At 42.9% G+C, this 15,973-nt stretch carries 13 protein-coding genes, 1 tRNA gene and 1 pseudogene; 13 read left to right on the top strand and 2 right to left on the bottom strand.

The genetic code is table 11. From position 1 onward, the window contains the following. Nucleotides 1-5: 5 nt before the first annotated feature. The 8 genes from LZG74_RS16485 to LZG74_RS16450 all read left to right on the top strand — a co-directional run bounded on the left by LZG74_RS16485 (nt 6) and on the right by LZG74_RS16450 (nt 7,659). Complete coding sequence (locus LZG74_RS16485) at nt 6-1,514, top strand: glutamate synthase subunit beta (RefSeq protein ID WP_233797637.1); 1,509 nt, start codon at nt 6-8, stop codon at nt 1,512-1,514. Nucleotides 1,515-1,633: 119 nt separating this feature from the next. Then, entirely contained in the window at nt 1,634-2,257 is a 624-nt protein-coding gene (locus tag LZG74_RS16480) for a polysaccharide deacetylase family protein (protein ID WP_233797636.1), read from the top strand. A 52-nt stretch (nt 2,258-2,309) separates the two neighbouring features. Continuing rightward, on the top strand, nt 2,310-3,311 hold the full coding sequence (locus LZG74_RS16475) for a glycosyltransferase (protein ID WP_233797635.1): 1,002 nt from the start codon (nt 2,310-2,312) through the stop codon (nt 3,309-3,311). A 5-nt stretch (nt 3,312-3,316) separates the two neighbouring features. After that, a complete protein-coding gene (locus LZG74_RS16470) occupies nt 3,317-4,084 on the top strand; it encodes a TatD family hydrolase (RefSeq protein WP_233797634.1) in 768 nt (255 codons plus the stop codon). A 46-nt stretch (nt 4,085-4,130) separates the two neighbouring features. Beyond that, a complete protein-coding gene (locus tag LZG74_RS16465; RefSeq protein ID WP_233797633.1) occupies nt 4,131-5,204 on the top strand; it encodes an asparaginase in 1,074 nt (357 codons plus the stop codon). Between the two features lie 88 nt (nt 5,205-5,292). Next, nucleotides 5,293-5,379 (top strand) — tRNA-Ser (locus tag LZG74_RS16460). Between the two features lie 247 nt (nt 5,380-5,626). Further along, nucleotides 5,627-6,847 (top strand): site-specific integrase, encoded by a 1,221-nt coding sequence (locus LZG74_RS16455; protein ID WP_233797632.1) that lies wholly within the window; start codon nt 5,627-5,629, stop codon nt 6,845-6,847. Nucleotides 6,848-7,305: 458 nt separating this feature from the next. Beyond that, complete coding sequence (locus LZG74_RS16450; protein WP_233797631.1) at nt 7,306-7,659, top strand: hypothetical protein; 354 nt, start codon at nt 7,306-7,308, stop codon at nt 7,657-7,659. A 301-nt stretch (nt 7,660-7,960) separates the two neighbouring features. Here the strand turns inward: LZG74_RS16450 and LZG74_RS16445 are convergent, their stop codons facing one another. Further along, nucleotides 7,961-9,394, bottom strand: a complete 1,434-nt coding sequence (locus LZG74_RS16445) for a DUF4932 domain-containing protein (protein WP_233797630.1) — start codon at nt 9,392-9,394, stop codon at nt 7,961-7,963. A 332-nt stretch (nt 9,395-9,726) separates the two neighbouring features. On the opposite strand from LZG74_RS16445, the gene LZG74_RS16440 reads away from it, so the two are divergent. From LZG74_RS16440 to LZG74_RS26565, 3 genes and pseudogenes are all read left to right on the top strand, one after another. Further along, nucleotides 9,727-12,087, top strand: a complete 2,361-nt coding sequence (locus LZG74_RS16440; RefSeq protein WP_233797629.1) for a TonB-dependent receptor plug domain-containing protein — start codon at nt 9,727-9,729, stop codon at nt 12,085-12,087. 2 nt (nt 12,088-12,089) lie between these two features. Then, nucleotides 12,090-12,902: a DUF4249 domain-containing protein gene (locus tag LZG74_RS16435; protein ID WP_233797628.1), complete on the top strand. Its 813-nt coding sequence runs from the start codon at nt 12,090-12,092 to the stop codon at nt 12,900-12,902. A gap of 78 nt (nt 12,903-12,980) precedes the next feature. Next, nucleotides 12,981-13,301, top strand: a pseudogene (locus tag LZG74_RS26565) (Tn3 family transposase). A gap of 157 nt (nt 13,302-13,458) precedes the next feature. Here LZG74_RS26565 and LZG74_RS16430 read toward each other — a convergent pair. Further along, nucleotides 13,459-14,457 (bottom strand): hypothetical protein, encoded by a 999-nt coding sequence (locus LZG74_RS16430; RefSeq protein ID WP_233797627.1) that lies wholly within the window; start codon nt 14,455-14,457, stop codon nt 13,459-13,461. A 222-nt stretch (nt 14,458-14,679) separates the two neighbouring features. On the opposite strand from LZG74_RS16430, the gene LZG74_RS16425 reads away from it, so the two are divergent. Together LZG74_RS16425 and LZG74_RS16420 are read left to right on the top strand one after the other, a co-directional pair. After that, nucleotides 14,680-15,075, top strand: coding sequence for a hypothetical protein (locus tag LZG74_RS16425; protein WP_233797626.1), 396 nt, complete (start codon nt 14,680-14,682; stop codon nt 15,073-15,075). A gap of 321 nt (nt 15,076-15,396) precedes the next feature. Continuing rightward, nucleotides 15,397-15,879: a hypothetical protein gene (locus LZG74_RS16420; protein ID WP_233797625.1), complete on the top strand. Its 483-nt coding sequence runs from the start codon at nt 15,397-15,399 to the stop codon at nt 15,877-15,879. Nucleotides 15,880-15,973 lie beyond the last annotated feature (94 nt).

The following is a 15,973-nucleotide window of genomic DNA, read 5'->3' as shown; positions in this document are numbered from 1 at the left end:
TAAGAATGGGAAAACCAACCGGATTTTTAGAGTTTGAAAGGGAGTTGCCAAAGAAAAGAAGTGTTGACGAACGTCTTTCGGATTACCGCGAGATTGAAACTGCCCCAACCGACTCTCATTCCAAACAGCAGGCAGCCCGTTGCATGGACTGCGGAATCCCTTTTTGCCACAATGGTTGCCCGCTAGGCAACATTATCCCCGAGTTCAACGACGCGGTGTATGATGAAAACTGGGCGCTGGCTTACGAAATTTTGTCTTCGACCAATAACTTCCCAGAATTTACGGGACGGATTTGCCCTGCCCCATGCGAATCATCTTGCGTGCTCGGCATCAACAAGCCACCAGTGGCGATTGAATACATTGAAAAAGCGATCATTGAGAAAGCGTTCGAACTAGGCCTTGTAAAACCAAGAATTCCGAAATTCCGCACTGGCAGAAAAGTCGCTGTTATTGGTTCCGGACCTGCGGGAATGGCCGCTGCTTACCAGCTTAACCAAGCCGGACATTCGGTGGTTTTGATGGAACGCGCTGATAAAATCGGTGGACTGGTTCGTTACGGAATTCCTGATTTTAAGCTGGATAAAGCCGTTATTGACCGTCGTTTGGCGGTTATGGAAGCCGAAGGCGTTGAATTCCGCACGAATGTGAATGTGGGTGTGACTGTGAAAGCAAACGAATTGCTGGATGAGTTCGATGCAGTTTTATTGACAATGGGATCGACGGTTCCAAGAGATGTGAAAATCGAAGGCCGTCATTTGAAAGGTGTTCACTTTGCGATGGAATTCCTGAGCCAGCAAAACAAACGCGTGGCGGGCATTAACCCGGAAGTGGATCACCGCGGAGCGCCTTACACAAACGGACAGATCATTGCGAAAGACAAACACGTGGTGGTAATCGGTGGCGGTGACACGGGTTCTGACTGTGTGGGAACATCCGGCCGTCATGGTGCAGCTTCCATTACACAAATTGAATTAATGCCTATTCCTCCGAAGGAACGCGATGCAAGTACGCCCTGGCCAAACTGGCCGATGATGTTGCGGACTTCAACTTCGCACGAGGAAGGCTGCGACAGACATTGGTCTATCAATACAAAAGAATTTGTTGGCGACGAAAACGGCAATTTGAAAGAGTTGAAAATCGTTGACCTCGATTGGCAAAAAGATCCTGAAACGGGCCGTATGCAGATGAAAGAAGTGGCGGGAAGCGAAAGAAACATTCCTTGCGACCTGGCATTTTTGGCAGCCGGATTCTTGCACCCGCAACAAGAAGGCCTTTTGAACGACCTGGAAGTAGTATTTGACGAGCGCGGCAACATTAAAACAAACGGTTACCAATCAACTTCCAATGAAAAAGTGTTTGCAGCCGGTGACTGCCGCCGCGGACAATCTTTGGTTGTGTGGGCGATCAGCGAAGGCCGTGAAGCAGCGAGATCGGTGGATGAATATTTGATGGGACAGTCGTTTTTGGAAGCGAAAGCGGTTTCCATGTTCAACCCCGCATTTGCGCATGCCTGATCGGTGATTTTATAAAAGCTACATATTATATTAAGCGAGAAGCTGCTCCAAATGGGCAGCTTCTTATTTTATATCCCTTTATATTTGACCACAAATATTGGCCGACACCATTTAAAATAATGTTTTTACACCATTCGCCTTTCTGGCTGAAAGCGTTTTTTCCGGGCTTTATCTGGCGCGTTCCGACGCAGGAAAAAAAGATTTACCTGACCTTTGACGACGGCCCTATTCCCGACATTACCGAGTCTGTTCTGGAAACATTGGCACGTTACAAGGCGAAAGCGACCTTTTTTTGCATTGGAAATAATGTGGAGAAACATCCGGAGATTTACAAACAACTGCTTGATAATCAACATGCCATAGGCAATCACACATTCAATCACATGAACGGCTGGAAGACTGAGGATGCAGTGTATCTCGACAACATTAAGCAATGTGAGAAGCAGCTGAATGTGCCGACGAATCTATTCAGGCCACCTTATGGACGGATCAAAAAAAGCCAGTCGCGTGTTGTTAAAAGTGAGCGCGACATTATCATGTGGGATGTTTTAAGCGGGGATTTTTCCAAAGAAATTACACAGGAAATTTGTCTGCGAAAATCGATTCAATACACCCGGCCTGGCTCAATTGTTTTGTTCCACGACAGCGTCAAAGCCGCACCTAATATGCAATACGCGCTTCCGAGGTTTTTGGAGCATTTCAGTAATGAGGGATTTACATTCGAAGCAATGGCGATGAAGTGACGCTATGACATTACTAATGAACACTTTATGATCGCAAAATTTATACTATTACATGCTTCAAACCGGCAATCGCATTAAAGTGAGCGTGCTCGTCGCGGCACGTAACGAAGAAAATAATATTGAAAGATGTCTCAAATCGCTGCATGAACTCGATTTTCCGAAAGAAAATATTGAAATCATTATCGGCGACGACGATTCCGAAGACCTTACCGAAGAGCTTATAGCCGGATTTATTTGGGACAAACACCAGTTTAAATGCCTTAAAATCACGAAGCAAGTTGCAGGATTAAAGGGAAAAGCTAATGTGCTGGCGCAGCTTGCGCACGAAGCCAAAGGTGATTATCTGTTCTATTGTGACGCCGACATTACCGTTGCGCCGACCTGGGTAAAGGGCATGCTAAGGCATTTTAAAGAAAAAACCGGCGTCGTAGTCGGCCTGACGCGCATGAAAAAAAGCCATTTACGAGCAGATCTTTTGTCCACCGAATGGCTGTTTGCACTGAGTGTCGCACGCTTTTTTTCTTTGTTCAAAATTCCTATGACCGGCATGGGTAACAACATGGCCGTGGCTCGGGAAGCGTATTTCGCCGTTGGCGGTTATGAAAAGCTTGGGTTTTCCATTGTGGAGGATTACACGCTATTCATGGGCATCGCAAAAGGCGGCTATGATTTTAAAATGGCGTATCACAGGGACATTCTGAATGTTTCCGAACCCGTTACCAGCTTTGCAGAGTTGCTGAAACAGCGGAAACGTTGGATGCAGGGCGTTATGCAGTCCTTTTGGGTGACCAAATGGAGCCTGATCTTGTCATCCTTGATCGTTCCCATATTTCTGATTCTCTCCATATGGTTTCCTATCGAGCCGTGGATCGGAATAGGGCGCTATTACGTGCTGATCACGATTATCTCGCTGATTTCCATTGTGTTGCTGCGGCAATTTGACCTTTGGAAAGCCGCGCTGCTGTTCTGGTTTCATATGACGCTGATCGGGTGGATTATGCTGGCCAATTACTTTTTACCTGGAAAAACCGTCTGGAAAGGACGTGAATATTAATACAGATGATTGAAACCCACGCTCATATATACAGTGACGATTATGCTGAGGACCGCGATGCCATGCTTGATCGCGCCTGGAATGCAGGCATAGAGCAGATTTGGATGCCCAATTGCGACCACGCCACCATTCCCGGCATGATGGAACTGGCCGAGCGCTTCCCCGGCAAATGCCTGCCGATGATCGGCTTGCATCCGACGTATGTAAAAGATGATTTTGAGACAGAACTTACCATCATCGAAGAATGGCTCGACAAAGCCAGCTTTATAGCCATCGGTGAAATCGGGATGGATTTATTTTGGGATAAAACATTCCGGGAACAGCAGGAAAAGGCATTTTTATATCAATGCAAACTGGCAAGAAAACACAATCTCTGGATCGACATTCATAGCAGAAGCGCATTTTGGGAAACTGTAAAACTCATTGAAGAATTTGGAGATCCCAACCTGAAAGGCATTTTCCACTGCTTTACCGGAACTTTGGATGAAGCCAACAAAGCCATTGAACTCGGTTTCAAACTCGGCATAGGCGGCGTTGCGACATTTAAAAACGGCGGCTTGGATAAAGTGATTCCTTTTGTTGACATTGAACATTTAGTTTTGGAAACGGATGCGCCCTACCTGGCGCCCGTTCCATACCGCGGCAAAAGAAATGAGGTTGCTTACATCGATCTCGTTGCCCAGCGCGTGGCCGATTTGAAACAGATTACCAAGCAGGAAGCCATTATAGCCACCAGTGAAAACGCCAGAAAAATGCTTGTAAAAGCATCCTAGCCTTCTCACTCGTACAAGCATCCAGCATTCCCAAAAGCAAATTTGCATGTCATACAGCAAAATTCACATTAACCCCATTTCTCCCGAGCCAACCGTAGGCTCCGTGCTAGTCATTTACACCGGCGGAACATTGGGAATGGTCTACGAAACCAAAGGAAAGCAACTCGTCCCATTCAATTTCGACCAGATTATTGACCGCGTTCCTGAGATCAGCAGGCTCAATTTCGACATTACATTCCTGTCCCTATCCGAGCCCATCGACTCATCAAACATGAGCCCTGAAATCTGGATCGAGCTGGCGACGATCATTGAACAGGAATATGCGCAATACGACAGCTTCGTTATCCTGCACGGCACGGACACAATGGCCTATACAGCATCCGCACTTAGTTTTTTACTCGACAATCTCAACAAACCCGTCATTCTCACCGGCGCACAACTGCCCATCGGCGTCGCTCGTTCGGACGCCCGGGAGAATGTAATCACCGCATTGGAACTCGCCGCAGCCAAAAATGAAAACGGCCAGCCGATGATTTCGGAAGTTTGTATTTATTTCAATTCAATGTTGCTCCGTGGCAATCGCAGCAAAAAGCGCGAAAGCTCCGATTTCAATGCGTTCCACTCCGAAAACTATCCCGCACTCGCTAACGCCGGCGTGAGGATTGAATATAATTTACCCTACATTAAGTCACACGAACCCAACCAGCAACTGACGGTCCACAAACACATGGACAATCATGTTGCATTCCTGAAAATGTTCCCGGGAATCAGTCAGTTGGTGGTCGATTCCATCTTGAATATCAAAGGCTTAAAAGGCGTTGTTCTGGAAACCTACGGAGCTGGCAACGCCACCACCGCGCCATGGTTCCTCGATGCTATTAGCAACGCTATTGCCAGAAACATCCTCATTTTCAACGTCTCCCAATGCGACGGCGGCCGCGTCGCACAAGGCCACTACGAAACCAGCCGCTTCCTCAAACAAGCCGGCGTAGTAAGCGGCTCGGACATCACTGCCGAAGCCGCCATCACGAAAATGATGTACATCTTCGGCAAAGAAAGCGATCCCCGAAAATGCGCAGAGTTACTGGCAACGCCGCTCCGGGGCGAGATGAGTGTCTAAGCGCTTAAATGCATTTATCTAAAACATGCGAAGTTTCTATTTGCATCTTGCATGAGAAAAGTTATCTTTGCACCCTCAATAACCACACAGAGAGGTGTCCGAGTGGTTGAAGGAGCTACCCTGGAAAGGTAGTATATGGGTAACTGTATCGAGAGTTCGAATCTCTTCCTCTCTGCAAGTAAGAATACCAAAAAGCATCAAAAGCCTGTAAATCAATTATTTACAGGCTTTTTTGTTTTTCAGATCTTACCAAAATATGCAAATATTCGCAATATTCGGGTGAGCATCTCGGGAGCATTTCGAAAGTGAAACAATGCTCACCCAATGCGATGCAACGGTTTGATTAACAACATGTTCACGAAATAAACATCTTGATTTTTTGGTAGCACTATTCGTAGTTTTATTCACTTAAAATTAATGTTATGCTAACAAGAAACTTCACTATGTTTTTTTATTTAAAGAAACGTAGCAATCACACAGAGGATGAACATTCGATTTATGCTCGACTCACACTGAATGGCGAGCGAGTAGAAATCTCCACCGGCCGCAAATGTGAGCCAGGAAAGTGGAATCCGAAAAAGGAAAGAAAAAACGGAACCAGGGAAGATGCTAAAATTCTAAATGCTTATCTCGATACTTTGCAATTCAGAATTTACGAGATATATCGTCAGGCAGTTGAATCTGACATAGAGTTCACCGCAGAAATGCTCAAGAATAGAATTAACGGAGTTCCCGACAAGTCAAGGCTTATCCTTGAGATCTTTCAAACTCACAATGATAAAATGGCGAAGCTTGTCGGGAGTGACTTTGCTATGGGAACACTCGGGCGGTATCGAACTACTTTTGATCATACAAAGGCTTTCATTGGATGGAAGTACAAAACATCAGATTTAAGTATTCAGGATCTCGACTTTGATTTTATCTCTGAGTTTGAATTCTGGATGAAAACGGTTCGAAAAATTGGTCACAATACAACAATGAAGTACCTCGCCAATTTTAAGAAGATAGTTATTATCTGTGTTAAAAAAGGATGGCTTGCAAGGGATCCATTCATTGCTTTCAAGATGTCTATCCGGGAGGTCAATCGGGACGCATTATCGCAAGTCGAATTGCAAAATATCTCTAATAAAGAGTTTGACAATGAGCGCTTGGAACAGGTTAGAGATATATTTCTATTTTGCTGTTACACCGGTTTAGCTTATGCCGATGTGTTTAAGCTTAAATCTTCCGAGATCATTGTCGGTATTGACGGCGAAAAGTGGCTTTCAATTAAAAGGCAAAAAACGGATACGCCATCCAGAATCCCTCTCCTACCCATGGCTATGATTGTACTTGACAAATATAAGGATCATCCAAGATGCATAGCGAAGAATAGCTTGCTGCCGGTTCTCACTAATCAAAAAATGAATTCGTACCTAAAGGAAATCGGAGATGTGTGTGGTGTGAATAAAATTATAACCTTCCACCTAGCCAGGCATACTTTTGCAACTACTGTAACACTTACTAACGGAGTACCGCTGGAAAGTGTTTCAAAAATGCTCGGGCATCGCAATATCAGAACGACTCAGCAGTATGCGAAGATCGTTGATAAGAAAATTAGTGATGATATGAAGAACTTGAAGATAGTTCTTGAAAAAAAATAGAATATCCAGAGATTTAGCACTACCGGAATTTACTCTCAACTCACAATCATCCGGTAGTGCTAACATCTAAAAATCTCGGTCAGATGAGTACGTTTTAACGTGTCCCTATAAGGAGTACTGTAATTTGTTTTGATGTACCACTACTCTGTAATTTGATAGTGCAGAATAGTGGCGATTTTTTCAACTGGACACACGGAATGCTACAAGTCTAAGAGTACGGAAATACCACCGGTTTATTTGGCGGGTTAAGATCGTATAATTGGATGTAACCAACCACTGTTTTGGTGTCAAAGTGGATCGACTAACCAGAAGACGTGCTTGAACCAAGAACCTGAATGACTTAACCACATTTTAAAATATGGTTAAGTCATTCAGGAAATCCCGGATTTTTCGTTCTATAATTTCCAACTATTGTCATACTTTCTGGATCACTTTGTGAGTATTAGATCATATACCATATGCGTTTCATTCAAAAGGTTTCATTCTACTTCACTCTGCTGTCCATTTTTGCATTTGCATGTTCAAAAAAAGGTGAAGATTGTGGTTGTGATGGCTCAACAAGCCGTATTTTAGAGAATCGAAAAGCCAGATACATTGGCGATGGTACTTTTGTTGTTCCAGATTCAATATCAATTTTTATAAGCGTACGTGCTTGTGTTGTTGATACTGTTTGGGAAATAAGTAAGAATGAAAATAACTGGAATTATACTATCTCGGGTGATATTAAAAACACATGTCTAGGCCCAAATCCTGAGTTAAGGCTTCGGGCACCAGGAGGCCCAATTCAGATTACATTCATAAAAAAGAATTAGGTTGAACTAGTGGAGCTACCAAATTCTATAACAGCAGTTTCTTGTGCTGCCATTTTTGGTTTCTGTCACCAGGCCTGCCGGTAAGTGCTTCTTCGGGGCTTCGGCATACACTGCCAACTTGTAACTAACTAACCTCTCTGAAGACTTATCATAAAAGCAGTTCAATTTAACCATCGGTTTCTTAAGGCTGTTTAAGGGGTTACACATTATATTAAAGAATACAATACTTTTGAGCCGAGCTGGTAGTATACGGAGCCAGAAGATACCCTAGACGAAGATCCAATTATAGCACAGACACAAACTAGTGTGAGGGTTTAAAAGTAAATTTCCTGCACCAATCGAGCATTCTGGGGTACAATGCATAAACATTTAATGACGGATGTTCCTTTTTTAAACTTGCTAGTGCTTTGTTGAAAGCAGGGAAGTTGATAAAACCCCGATAAGATACCATAAGTTGTTCCCGTGCTGCAATTAGAGATGCGGCCGTTTGCGGTTCGAAACGGCCCGAAGCATACAAACAGAATAAAGCATGGGTCATATATTCATTGAATACGCTCACCGGGGAGCCATAATACTCGGTTTCCCGCTTGAGATTCACCCATAATGCTCTTTTTGAAAATATACTGTCTATGGATTCTTCATAATCGCCGGACCGCTCGTTGACATAATTGTGATCTATTTCTGTAAATACAATACCGCTTACAAAGCCGGACTTCTGCATTTCGGAAAGTTCTTTTCTTATGTCGTAAATTTCGGGGCCGGAAACAAACATCACGCATTCCTGAAAGCGCTGCTCTGCCTGAAAATCCCATACAGCAAAGCGCTGGGTGCTGTGGCTGGCGAGTATGAGCGGAGAAAATATGACTTTGTAGGACCGGAACTTCGGGCGGGGAAACTCCTTTTCAAGCCAAGACCACATATCTTCTGCGTCCATCATTTGCCGCTCCTTGCTGATCAGCTCTTCATAATATCCGGTGTGCTTTTTGTAAAAATCCTGAAAACCGGTGGTTTTTGCAAAATCGGCTATTTCTGTGAGGTTATTGTTAAACAAATTGGAATAGGTTGAATCATCCGATCCATCAATAAAAAAGTAGTTTTCAGATCCCACAAGTTTGTCTCCTTCGAAATTAAAACATATGCTGTTTTCACGAAACTCATAATAGCTCTTCATATAAGCGGCAGTTTCAAAATCCAGCTTTTTGAACAGTGGATGATCCTGAAATGGCCTGAAATACGTCATCACCTCATTGTAGTAATCGCCGTCCTTTCGAATATTTGTGGCTTTCCTTCCCGCAGGGGACAGCGCAAGAATCACGTTCGCGAGTTCAAAAACTTCCGGGACAATTATCTGAACCTTGCCGTCGTGCTCTTTGATATAGTCTTTTGTGAAATAGCCGCGAACATTATTGAAATGCCAGCGAAATATATAGGGCTTTCCTGCAAGCACAATGGGGATATAATGCACCTGGAAGTATGGAAAGGACGAATTTTGAATGGTAATCGAATCCTTTCCAATCCATGCGGTAACAGAAACATCGCGCCTGCCGTCCATTCCGTAGTCGATCGTATCCCTGCTGCCGGCGAATACTGTGTACCGCTTGTCCGATGTCGAAAATTTCACCGTAAAAGCAAGATCCTGACTGCGCATCGTATCCTTGTGGGCTGTATACACCGGCTGTGCGTAAACAAGATTAAATGCAGAAAATATCGAAACTACAAGTATCCATAATCTCATGTCATTACAAGTTAAAGTTGAATGCAGTGTCAGTAATATAACCATTACAATTAAATATGTAACTATAATCTGATGTTTGTTAATTAATTAGGGGCCTCTTTATTTTAGGCCGAAAAGAGTACACTTTAACCACCGAATAATTTTCCAATTAAAGCCCATAGATGAAATCTATATGCTTGGGCTGACAGAGGGTTTAATTTTCGAAAAACACCGGAAACTTACTTTCTGTAGGCAATAAATTATGATATTCTCCTTTTCATATTAGGATGGCATCTATTGTGTCTTTTCCTCTTCTTAATTTTAGCAATAACATACAGTATTAATCCTGCTACATGAGACGAATCGTACTGATGGCATTAGTAATGTTAAAGGCTATTAATTCATTGTCGGCTCAAACTGTAACAATAAGTGGTCTTATCACGGAACGAGGATCCCAGGAGAGCGTTACAAGTGCTGTTGTTTATATTGTGGATCTAGGCGTTTTTTCCCAAACCAATGCCTACGGATTTTATTCTTTGACAATTCCAAAATCAGATTCTATCGATCTGAAAGTATCATTGATTGGATACCAGACACAGCTCAATCGAATTCCGGCAAGGGTTGATCGCCGGGTGGATTTATCCCTTACACCGGTTGACCTGGAACTAAGCGAGGTGACTATCAGCGCGCTAGAACAGGAAAAGAAAAGCCTGTCTCCAAAAATCAGCACGATCAGAATTCCTATACAGCAGTTAAACGACGTTCCTTCTTTGTTGGGAGAAAAGGATATTTTAAAGGCCATTCAGCTGCTGCCGGGTGTTCAGAGTGGGACTGAGGGAAGCAATGGACTCTTTATTCGAGGGGGCGGATCGGATCAAAACCTAATTCTGATGGACGAAGCGAAGGTGTACAACATCTCGCATTTTTTTGGTTTTTTTTCTATTTTCAACGGGGATGCCTTGCGCAGCATGGAGTTTATCAAAGGCGGGTTTCCTGCCAGGTATGGCGGACGCATATCCTCGGTTTTGGACGTTCAGATGAAGGAAGGCAACAAAAGCGGTACGCATGGCGAGGCTGGCATTGGCTTGCTCAGCAGCCGGATCACGTTGGAGGCGCCCATTAAAAAAGGCAAATCATCCTTTATTATTTCCGCCCGTCGTTCCTATCCGGACCTTTTGCTTTCACTGGCCAAAAACGCGAAGGGCGGCATCATAAAAAGCAATTTTTATGATGTTAATGCAAAAGCCAATTTTGAGCTGAATCGTAATAACAAGCTATTTTTGAGCACTTACCTGGGCAAGGATAATCTTTTTGAACGGGTAAACAAAAAAGGGGATGAATACCGGAATATGGGTTTTAGCTGGGGGAACAGGACCGCTACACTGCGGTGGAGCCACCTGTTTTCGCCCAAGGTTTTCTCCAATCTGAGCCTGGTTTACAGTAATTTTAATTATTCCCTGGAAAACACCTTTGGTGCATCCAGCCAGCAATATGCCTCCCGAGTCAACGAGGTCGGCCTGAAGTACGATTTTGAATACATACCCAATCCCCGGCACGATATCCGTTTTGGCATTAATCTGTCCCGGCTAAATTTTGTCCCAAACAGCTTTGCGTTTAGTAGTGACCGTGAACCGGGCAGGCAGGAGATAGAGCGCATCAACGCCATTGACGGAGCCTTGTATGCGGAAGATATCCATATCCTTTTCAAAAGGTTTACAGTCCATTACGGCATCAGATTAGCCATGTTCGCGCCATTGGAAAAATCGTACGTTTTTGTAGAACCCAGGCTAGCCTTCAATTACAACTTTATTGAAAATTGGTCATTAAAGGGCGCTTTCACCATCATGAACCAGCCGATTCAGCTGCTTACCAACAGTGGTCTTGGTTTATCTGTGGACGTTTGGGTGCCATCAACTGCAAAGATGCCCCCACAGAGTTCTCGGCAATACACTCTGGGGCTCACGTGGGATTTTGCGGACAAGAATTTGAGCATCGAAGTGGAAGTTTACTCAAAAAAGATGAAGAATATTCTCAGTTTCAAAGAGGGAGCAAGTATTCTTTCCATGGTAAGTTTGTTCAGAGACCGTGATTTTGCGTCATCCAGCATCCTTTGGAACGATGTATCTACTGCGGGTACAGGGAATTCAAGAGGCCTGGAATTGTTTATGCATAAACGAACAGGGAAGTTAACGGGATGGGGCAGCTATACGCTTAGCAGGACTGTTTACCAGTTCGACCAGATAAATTCAGGAAGAAGTTTCTATCCTTTTCATGACCGCAGACATCAGTTTTCTCTCGTCGGAACTTATCAGCACAGTAAAAGGGTGAAATTTTCGGGAAACTATGTGTTTCGCTCCGGGAACCCAGTGACGATTCCTAAACTTGTTTATGACGGGTTTATGGTTAATCCATTCACCAATGAGCTGGTCTCTAATCTGGATATCATTGATTACGGCAAGCAACGAAATGATAGCCGGACACGGGTCTATAATCGTCTGGATCTGAGCGTACAACTGATAAAACAGAAAAAAAGAGGTAGGAGGACATGGGAATTTGGACTCTACAACATCTTGGGTAGCAAGAATGTGTTCATGTATGAGGCAGATATCAATGGCAGGTTTGACCAGAACAAGGAATTTATTGTGACCAAAGCGCTGAATGAAGTGAGCCTGCTGTTGTTCGTCCCTTCCATATCATACAGTTTCAAATTTTAGCTATGCTCAAACCCATTTACACCCTTTTACTCATCTTCTTATTTGGTTCATGTATTAAAGAAGTGGGCGGATTACAGGATATTCCGGAAGAACTGGTCCTGCAGTGCTACATAAGTCCGTCAGATACGGTGATCAGTGCAGTTTTGTCAAAGGCGACATCTTTTGCCATTACCGAGATTCCGTATAAAGAACTATTTGTACAAGACGCAAAAATCACCATTAGTAATGGAGTACAGGAGAAACAGCTAACTTTTAATCCGAATAAGAACTTTTACGAATTTAAAGTTTCAGACGAGTTTAAAATTGAGAAAGGGAAAACGTATGCACTAAAGGCTATTGCCGGAAACGGCAAGGTGCTGACGTCTTCCTGTACTGTACCTGTGAAATCAGTTTCAGCAGGTGACATTATAGTAGATAAGTTGTTCAGAGGAAGTGATTTTGTAGATGTAAGGTTAAAGTGGCCTAATAGCCCGATAGGGTATTACGTACTGCGCCCATACTTCTATTATTCAGTGTCGCAATTCAAGGATTTACCCACTGCCCATACAGTTCAATTTTTGGATGGAGTCACAGACCATAAAGATGATATTACCTCCAATTATTTCACAAATAACCTGGTCACCAATCAGCGCAAAAATGTGATCTTTCTTTACGTAGCTGATGTTAACTTTTACACCTATGCGAAATCGGTCCAGCTGAATGACAACAATCAGAGCGATCCATTCGCGCAGCCAGTTAATGCAAAAACCAATGTAAATGGAGGGTTCGGTTGTTTTGGAGCGTACAATGTTACCCGAGTTGATTTGGAGTATTAAGAACTTTTGATCACTTCCTATGGGTCTCTGCCACCCTTCGCATATGGGGCAAATCTGACTTTCTACGTACCTCCAATCATGCACAGCTTAACAAGGGTGGAACAGCTGCATGCACTTCGCGCCTGGCTTTGGTTTGGTGGTGATAGACATCTCAGGCGAAAACAGGAAGGTGCCCAACAAGAAACTGCAGGTTGTTTAAACGTTCTGACAAACCTGGTTGTGGTTTAGAATACGGTTTATACACAGGAAGTACTTAAAAGGCATCAGGCGGAAGGCAATCCGGTCGATGGAAGTGATTTTGAACATATTTCACCGGCTAGGTTTGCACATATTAACCGGTTAGGCAGATATACTCTTCAAAAAGTAAAGCAACTCGAGGACAATGGTTTAAGATCATAAATCCTAAGCGCTATTCTTTTGTCCATTTACTATAAAAACCCCTTTTAGTTGTCCAGAAGCAATACTCTTTTAAATACGGGGTCAGAATTTATTAGATACTCTTTGGAGTTAGTATGCCTTTCTCGTAACCTTTTAAGCTGCTCTTCCAGTGATAGTACTAATTCTGGTTTAGCAACCAGCGATACATATCCGTTCCAACTTTGTCCCAGTTGTACATTTCATAATTCGTGTTTCCATTTTTGTCGACAGGAAAAAAGTTATGATCCAGTCCAATGTAAGCATGAAAGGTGAAATTATCTTTCTTTTCTCTAATCGTCTCTACCCTGAGATAATCGTTGTAGGGTGAACAATAATCGCTTGTTCCGTATCCAATTAATACAGGGATCGACAGTTTTTTTAGATAGTCCCGCGGTGGTATAGAAAACTGATAGGTAGCCTTGAACGAGTCACCTGTGCCTGTTATTTTTTCAGGATTTTCAACCACATTTTCCCAATAAATAAAATCTTCATCGGCAAGTCTGCTGCTGTCTGTTTCATTACGGCGGTCTCTTTCAATGATTGACATAATCCGCCCGAATGGATTCCCACTCAGATAAATGAGATGAGTTACAGCCTTGGAAGTACTTGCTAATTTTGCAGCAATTGTGCTTCCCTCCGAATGCCCGGCCAGAACCAGTTTCTTGCTTGAAACCCACTTCTGTTGTTGTAAAAATCGGATAACAGCTTTGTTTCGTTCAACGTAATAATCCAGATAATTTCGCTCTGTATAGGCCTGTGGAAATTCTTTGGTATCCGGATCGATAAAGTTTAGCTCCTTGGATAGCTGATTTTCAGAGGTTAGTAGTGGGATATATGGTTTTCCAATAATGGCAACATGGTAATGGAGCGCTAAACTATCCACATCAAAAGGGAATGTACCGTATGCACGGGTGGTATCATATATTACGATGAGTGGTCTGGGTAAAGACCCCTGGATAAAGAGGAATAAAGGTTTTGGGATCAGCTCATCTCCTTTTTTTGATTTTACGAGAATATCTACCTGATCAGTTTTGTAAGCAGTAGTCAGGTGCCTCAATCCCAAACTTTTAGGAGTTGGCCGTTGTCCATAAGCACCGATGCTTAGGATCAAGAAAGTAACAAGAACTCTATTTTTCATTGAAGGTTTTTTCACCAGGATAACTAAATACACTACAATTCGTAATATAGGGGGTATAATAATAACTTTTTGGTTTATCGAAAAGGATCTAGACGGAAAGGTGACCGGCGGACTTTTGATTGGGATACAGTCATAATGTGTTGTCAACTGCCTGGATAAAATTTAAAGTAGTATACTATCATTTAAATCTGATTAAATAACATGGCATTCACTTGGAAAATTATGACTATCCTTTTCGTTCTTCAGACTGCTGGTGGATTAATTAAAAATGTGTTTGCGCAACAAAAATTGGATCTTGGTAAACCTAACGATTACTATTTCTCTTCACAAATCTTCAAAATAGCAGAAAAGAAAGATTTTCATTTGGCCTCTTTTCAATTTTCATTTATTAGCGATTACAAAAAAGCACTTCAATATGCTGATAGCAGCGGATCTCAATTCGGGGTTTTAACCAAGGAAGACTCCTCGTATTTCAGCAAATTTAAACCTGTATCAGCTCATACTTATATTATCGAGCGGGCAAAACGGGAACGGATCATCATTTTTAATGAAGCGCACCACAATCCCCAGCACCGGGCTTTTACACTTTCGTTGCTGCAGGATCTTTATGATTCATGATACCGGTATTTTGGATCAGAAACGCTTAGCTTCGCTGATTCACTTCTCAATCAACGCGGGTACCCCGTAAAGTCTTCTGGATGGTATAGTGTTGAACCTCAGTATGGTGAGCTTATCAGGCAGGCACTGAAAATCGGCTTTCACGTTTTTGACTATGAGGCAAAAACGCTGGAAACTTTTCAGGACAATTATAAAAGGGAAATAGCCCAGGCAACTAACATAAAAGAAGTCCTGGACAAAGATCCAAATGCCAAGATCCTGCTGCACGCCGGTTTTGACCATATTAGAGAAGATTCGATTGGCGGAACCTGGGGGAAAGCAATGGCAGGCAGGCTCACGGAATTGACAGGAATCAATCCATTTACGGTCAATCAGGAGATGATGACTGAAAAAAGTTCTACCAGGTATGAAAACCCTTATTACAAGATGGTTGATGTCAGGCAGCCAAGTCTTTTTGTAAATGAGAATGGTGAAATATTTGCCGGACCATTCTGGGATAAACCAAGATTCGATGCAAGGCTTTTTCATTCTAGGACCAATTTAATATATGGCCGTGCTGACTGGCTATTTTTGGATGGGAAAAGAAAGCCATACCAGCTGAAGCCTGAAATTGTAAAAATGACTCCGTGCCTGGTTCTTGCTTACTATGAAAATGAGGATATTGAAAATGCGGTTCCTGCGGATGTCATAGAAATTACAAGTAAGCAATCTCCAAATACATTAGTTTTATATCCGGGAAACTATAAAATCCTTATAAAGGATACTCAGGGAAATACTGACCAAAAGCTTATATCCATCAAATAGTTACTTTTCCTTAAATAATGGTCATAAAATACCATCGATTTCAATAATGGGGTTGAATTAAAAAAGGTACGGCAATGACCTCGTCTAACAATTC

The sequence above is a fragment of the Dyadobacter sp. CY327 genome (assembly GCF_021390415.1).
Classification (GTDB): domain Bacteria; phylum Bacteroidota; class Bacteroidia; order Cytophagales; family Spirosomataceae; genus Dyadobacter; species Dyadobacter chenhuakuii.
The sequence above is the reverse complement of the archived record's forward strand: the minus strand, read 5'-3'. Positions and strand labels throughout refer to the sequence as shown.

Bases quoted from the DNA above. Each gene is read 5' to 3' on its own strand.
- LZG74_RS16485 (WP_233797637.1), top strand. From the start codon at position 6: ATGGGAAAACCAACCGGATTTTTAGAGTTTGAAAGGGAGTTGCCAAAG.
- LZG74_RS16480 (WP_233797636.1), top strand. From the start codon at position 1,634: ATGTTTTTACACCATTCGCCTTTCTGGCTGAAAGCGTTTTTTCCGGGC.
- LZG74_RS16475 (WP_233797635.1), top strand. From the start codon at position 2,310: ATGCTTCAAACCGGCAATCGCATTAAAGTGAGCGTGCTCGTCGCGGCA.
- LZG74_RS16470 (WP_233797634.1), top strand. From the start codon at position 3,317: ATGATTGAAACCCACGCTCATATATACAGTGACGATTATGCTGAGGAC.
- LZG74_RS16465 (WP_233797633.1), top strand. From the start codon at position 4,131: ATGTCATACAGCAAAATTCACATTAACCCCATTTCTCCCGAGCCAACC.
- LZG74_RS16455 (WP_233797632.1), top strand. From the start codon at position 5,627: ATGCTAACAAGAAACTTCACTATGTTTTTTTATTTAAAGAAACGTAGC.
- LZG74_RS16450 (WP_233797631.1), top strand. From the start codon at position 7,306: ATGCGTTTCATTCAAAAGGTTTCATTCTACTTCACTCTGCTGTCCATT.
- LZG74_RS16445 (WP_233797630.1), bottom strand. From the start codon at position 9,394: ATGAGATTATGGATACTTGTAGTTTCGATATTTTCTGCATTTAATCTT.
- LZG74_RS16440 (WP_233797629.1), top strand. From the start codon at position 9,727: ATGAGACGAATCGTACTGATGGCATTAGTAATGTTAAAGGCTATTAAT.
- LZG74_RS16435 (WP_233797628.1), top strand. From the start codon at position 12,090: ATGCTCAAACCCATTTACACCCTTTTACTCATCTTCTTATTTGGTTCA.
- LZG74_RS16430 (WP_233797627.1), bottom strand. From the start codon at position 14,457: ATGAAAAATAGAGTTCTTGTTACTTTCTTGATCCTAAGCATCGGTGCT.
- LZG74_RS16425 (WP_233797626.1), top strand. From the start codon at position 14,680: ATGACTATCCTTTTCGTTCTTCAGACTGCTGGTGGATTAATTAAAAAT.
- LZG74_RS16420 (WP_233797625.1), top strand. From the start codon at position 15,397: ATGGCAGGCAGGCTCACGGAATTGACAGGAATCAATCCATTTACGGTC.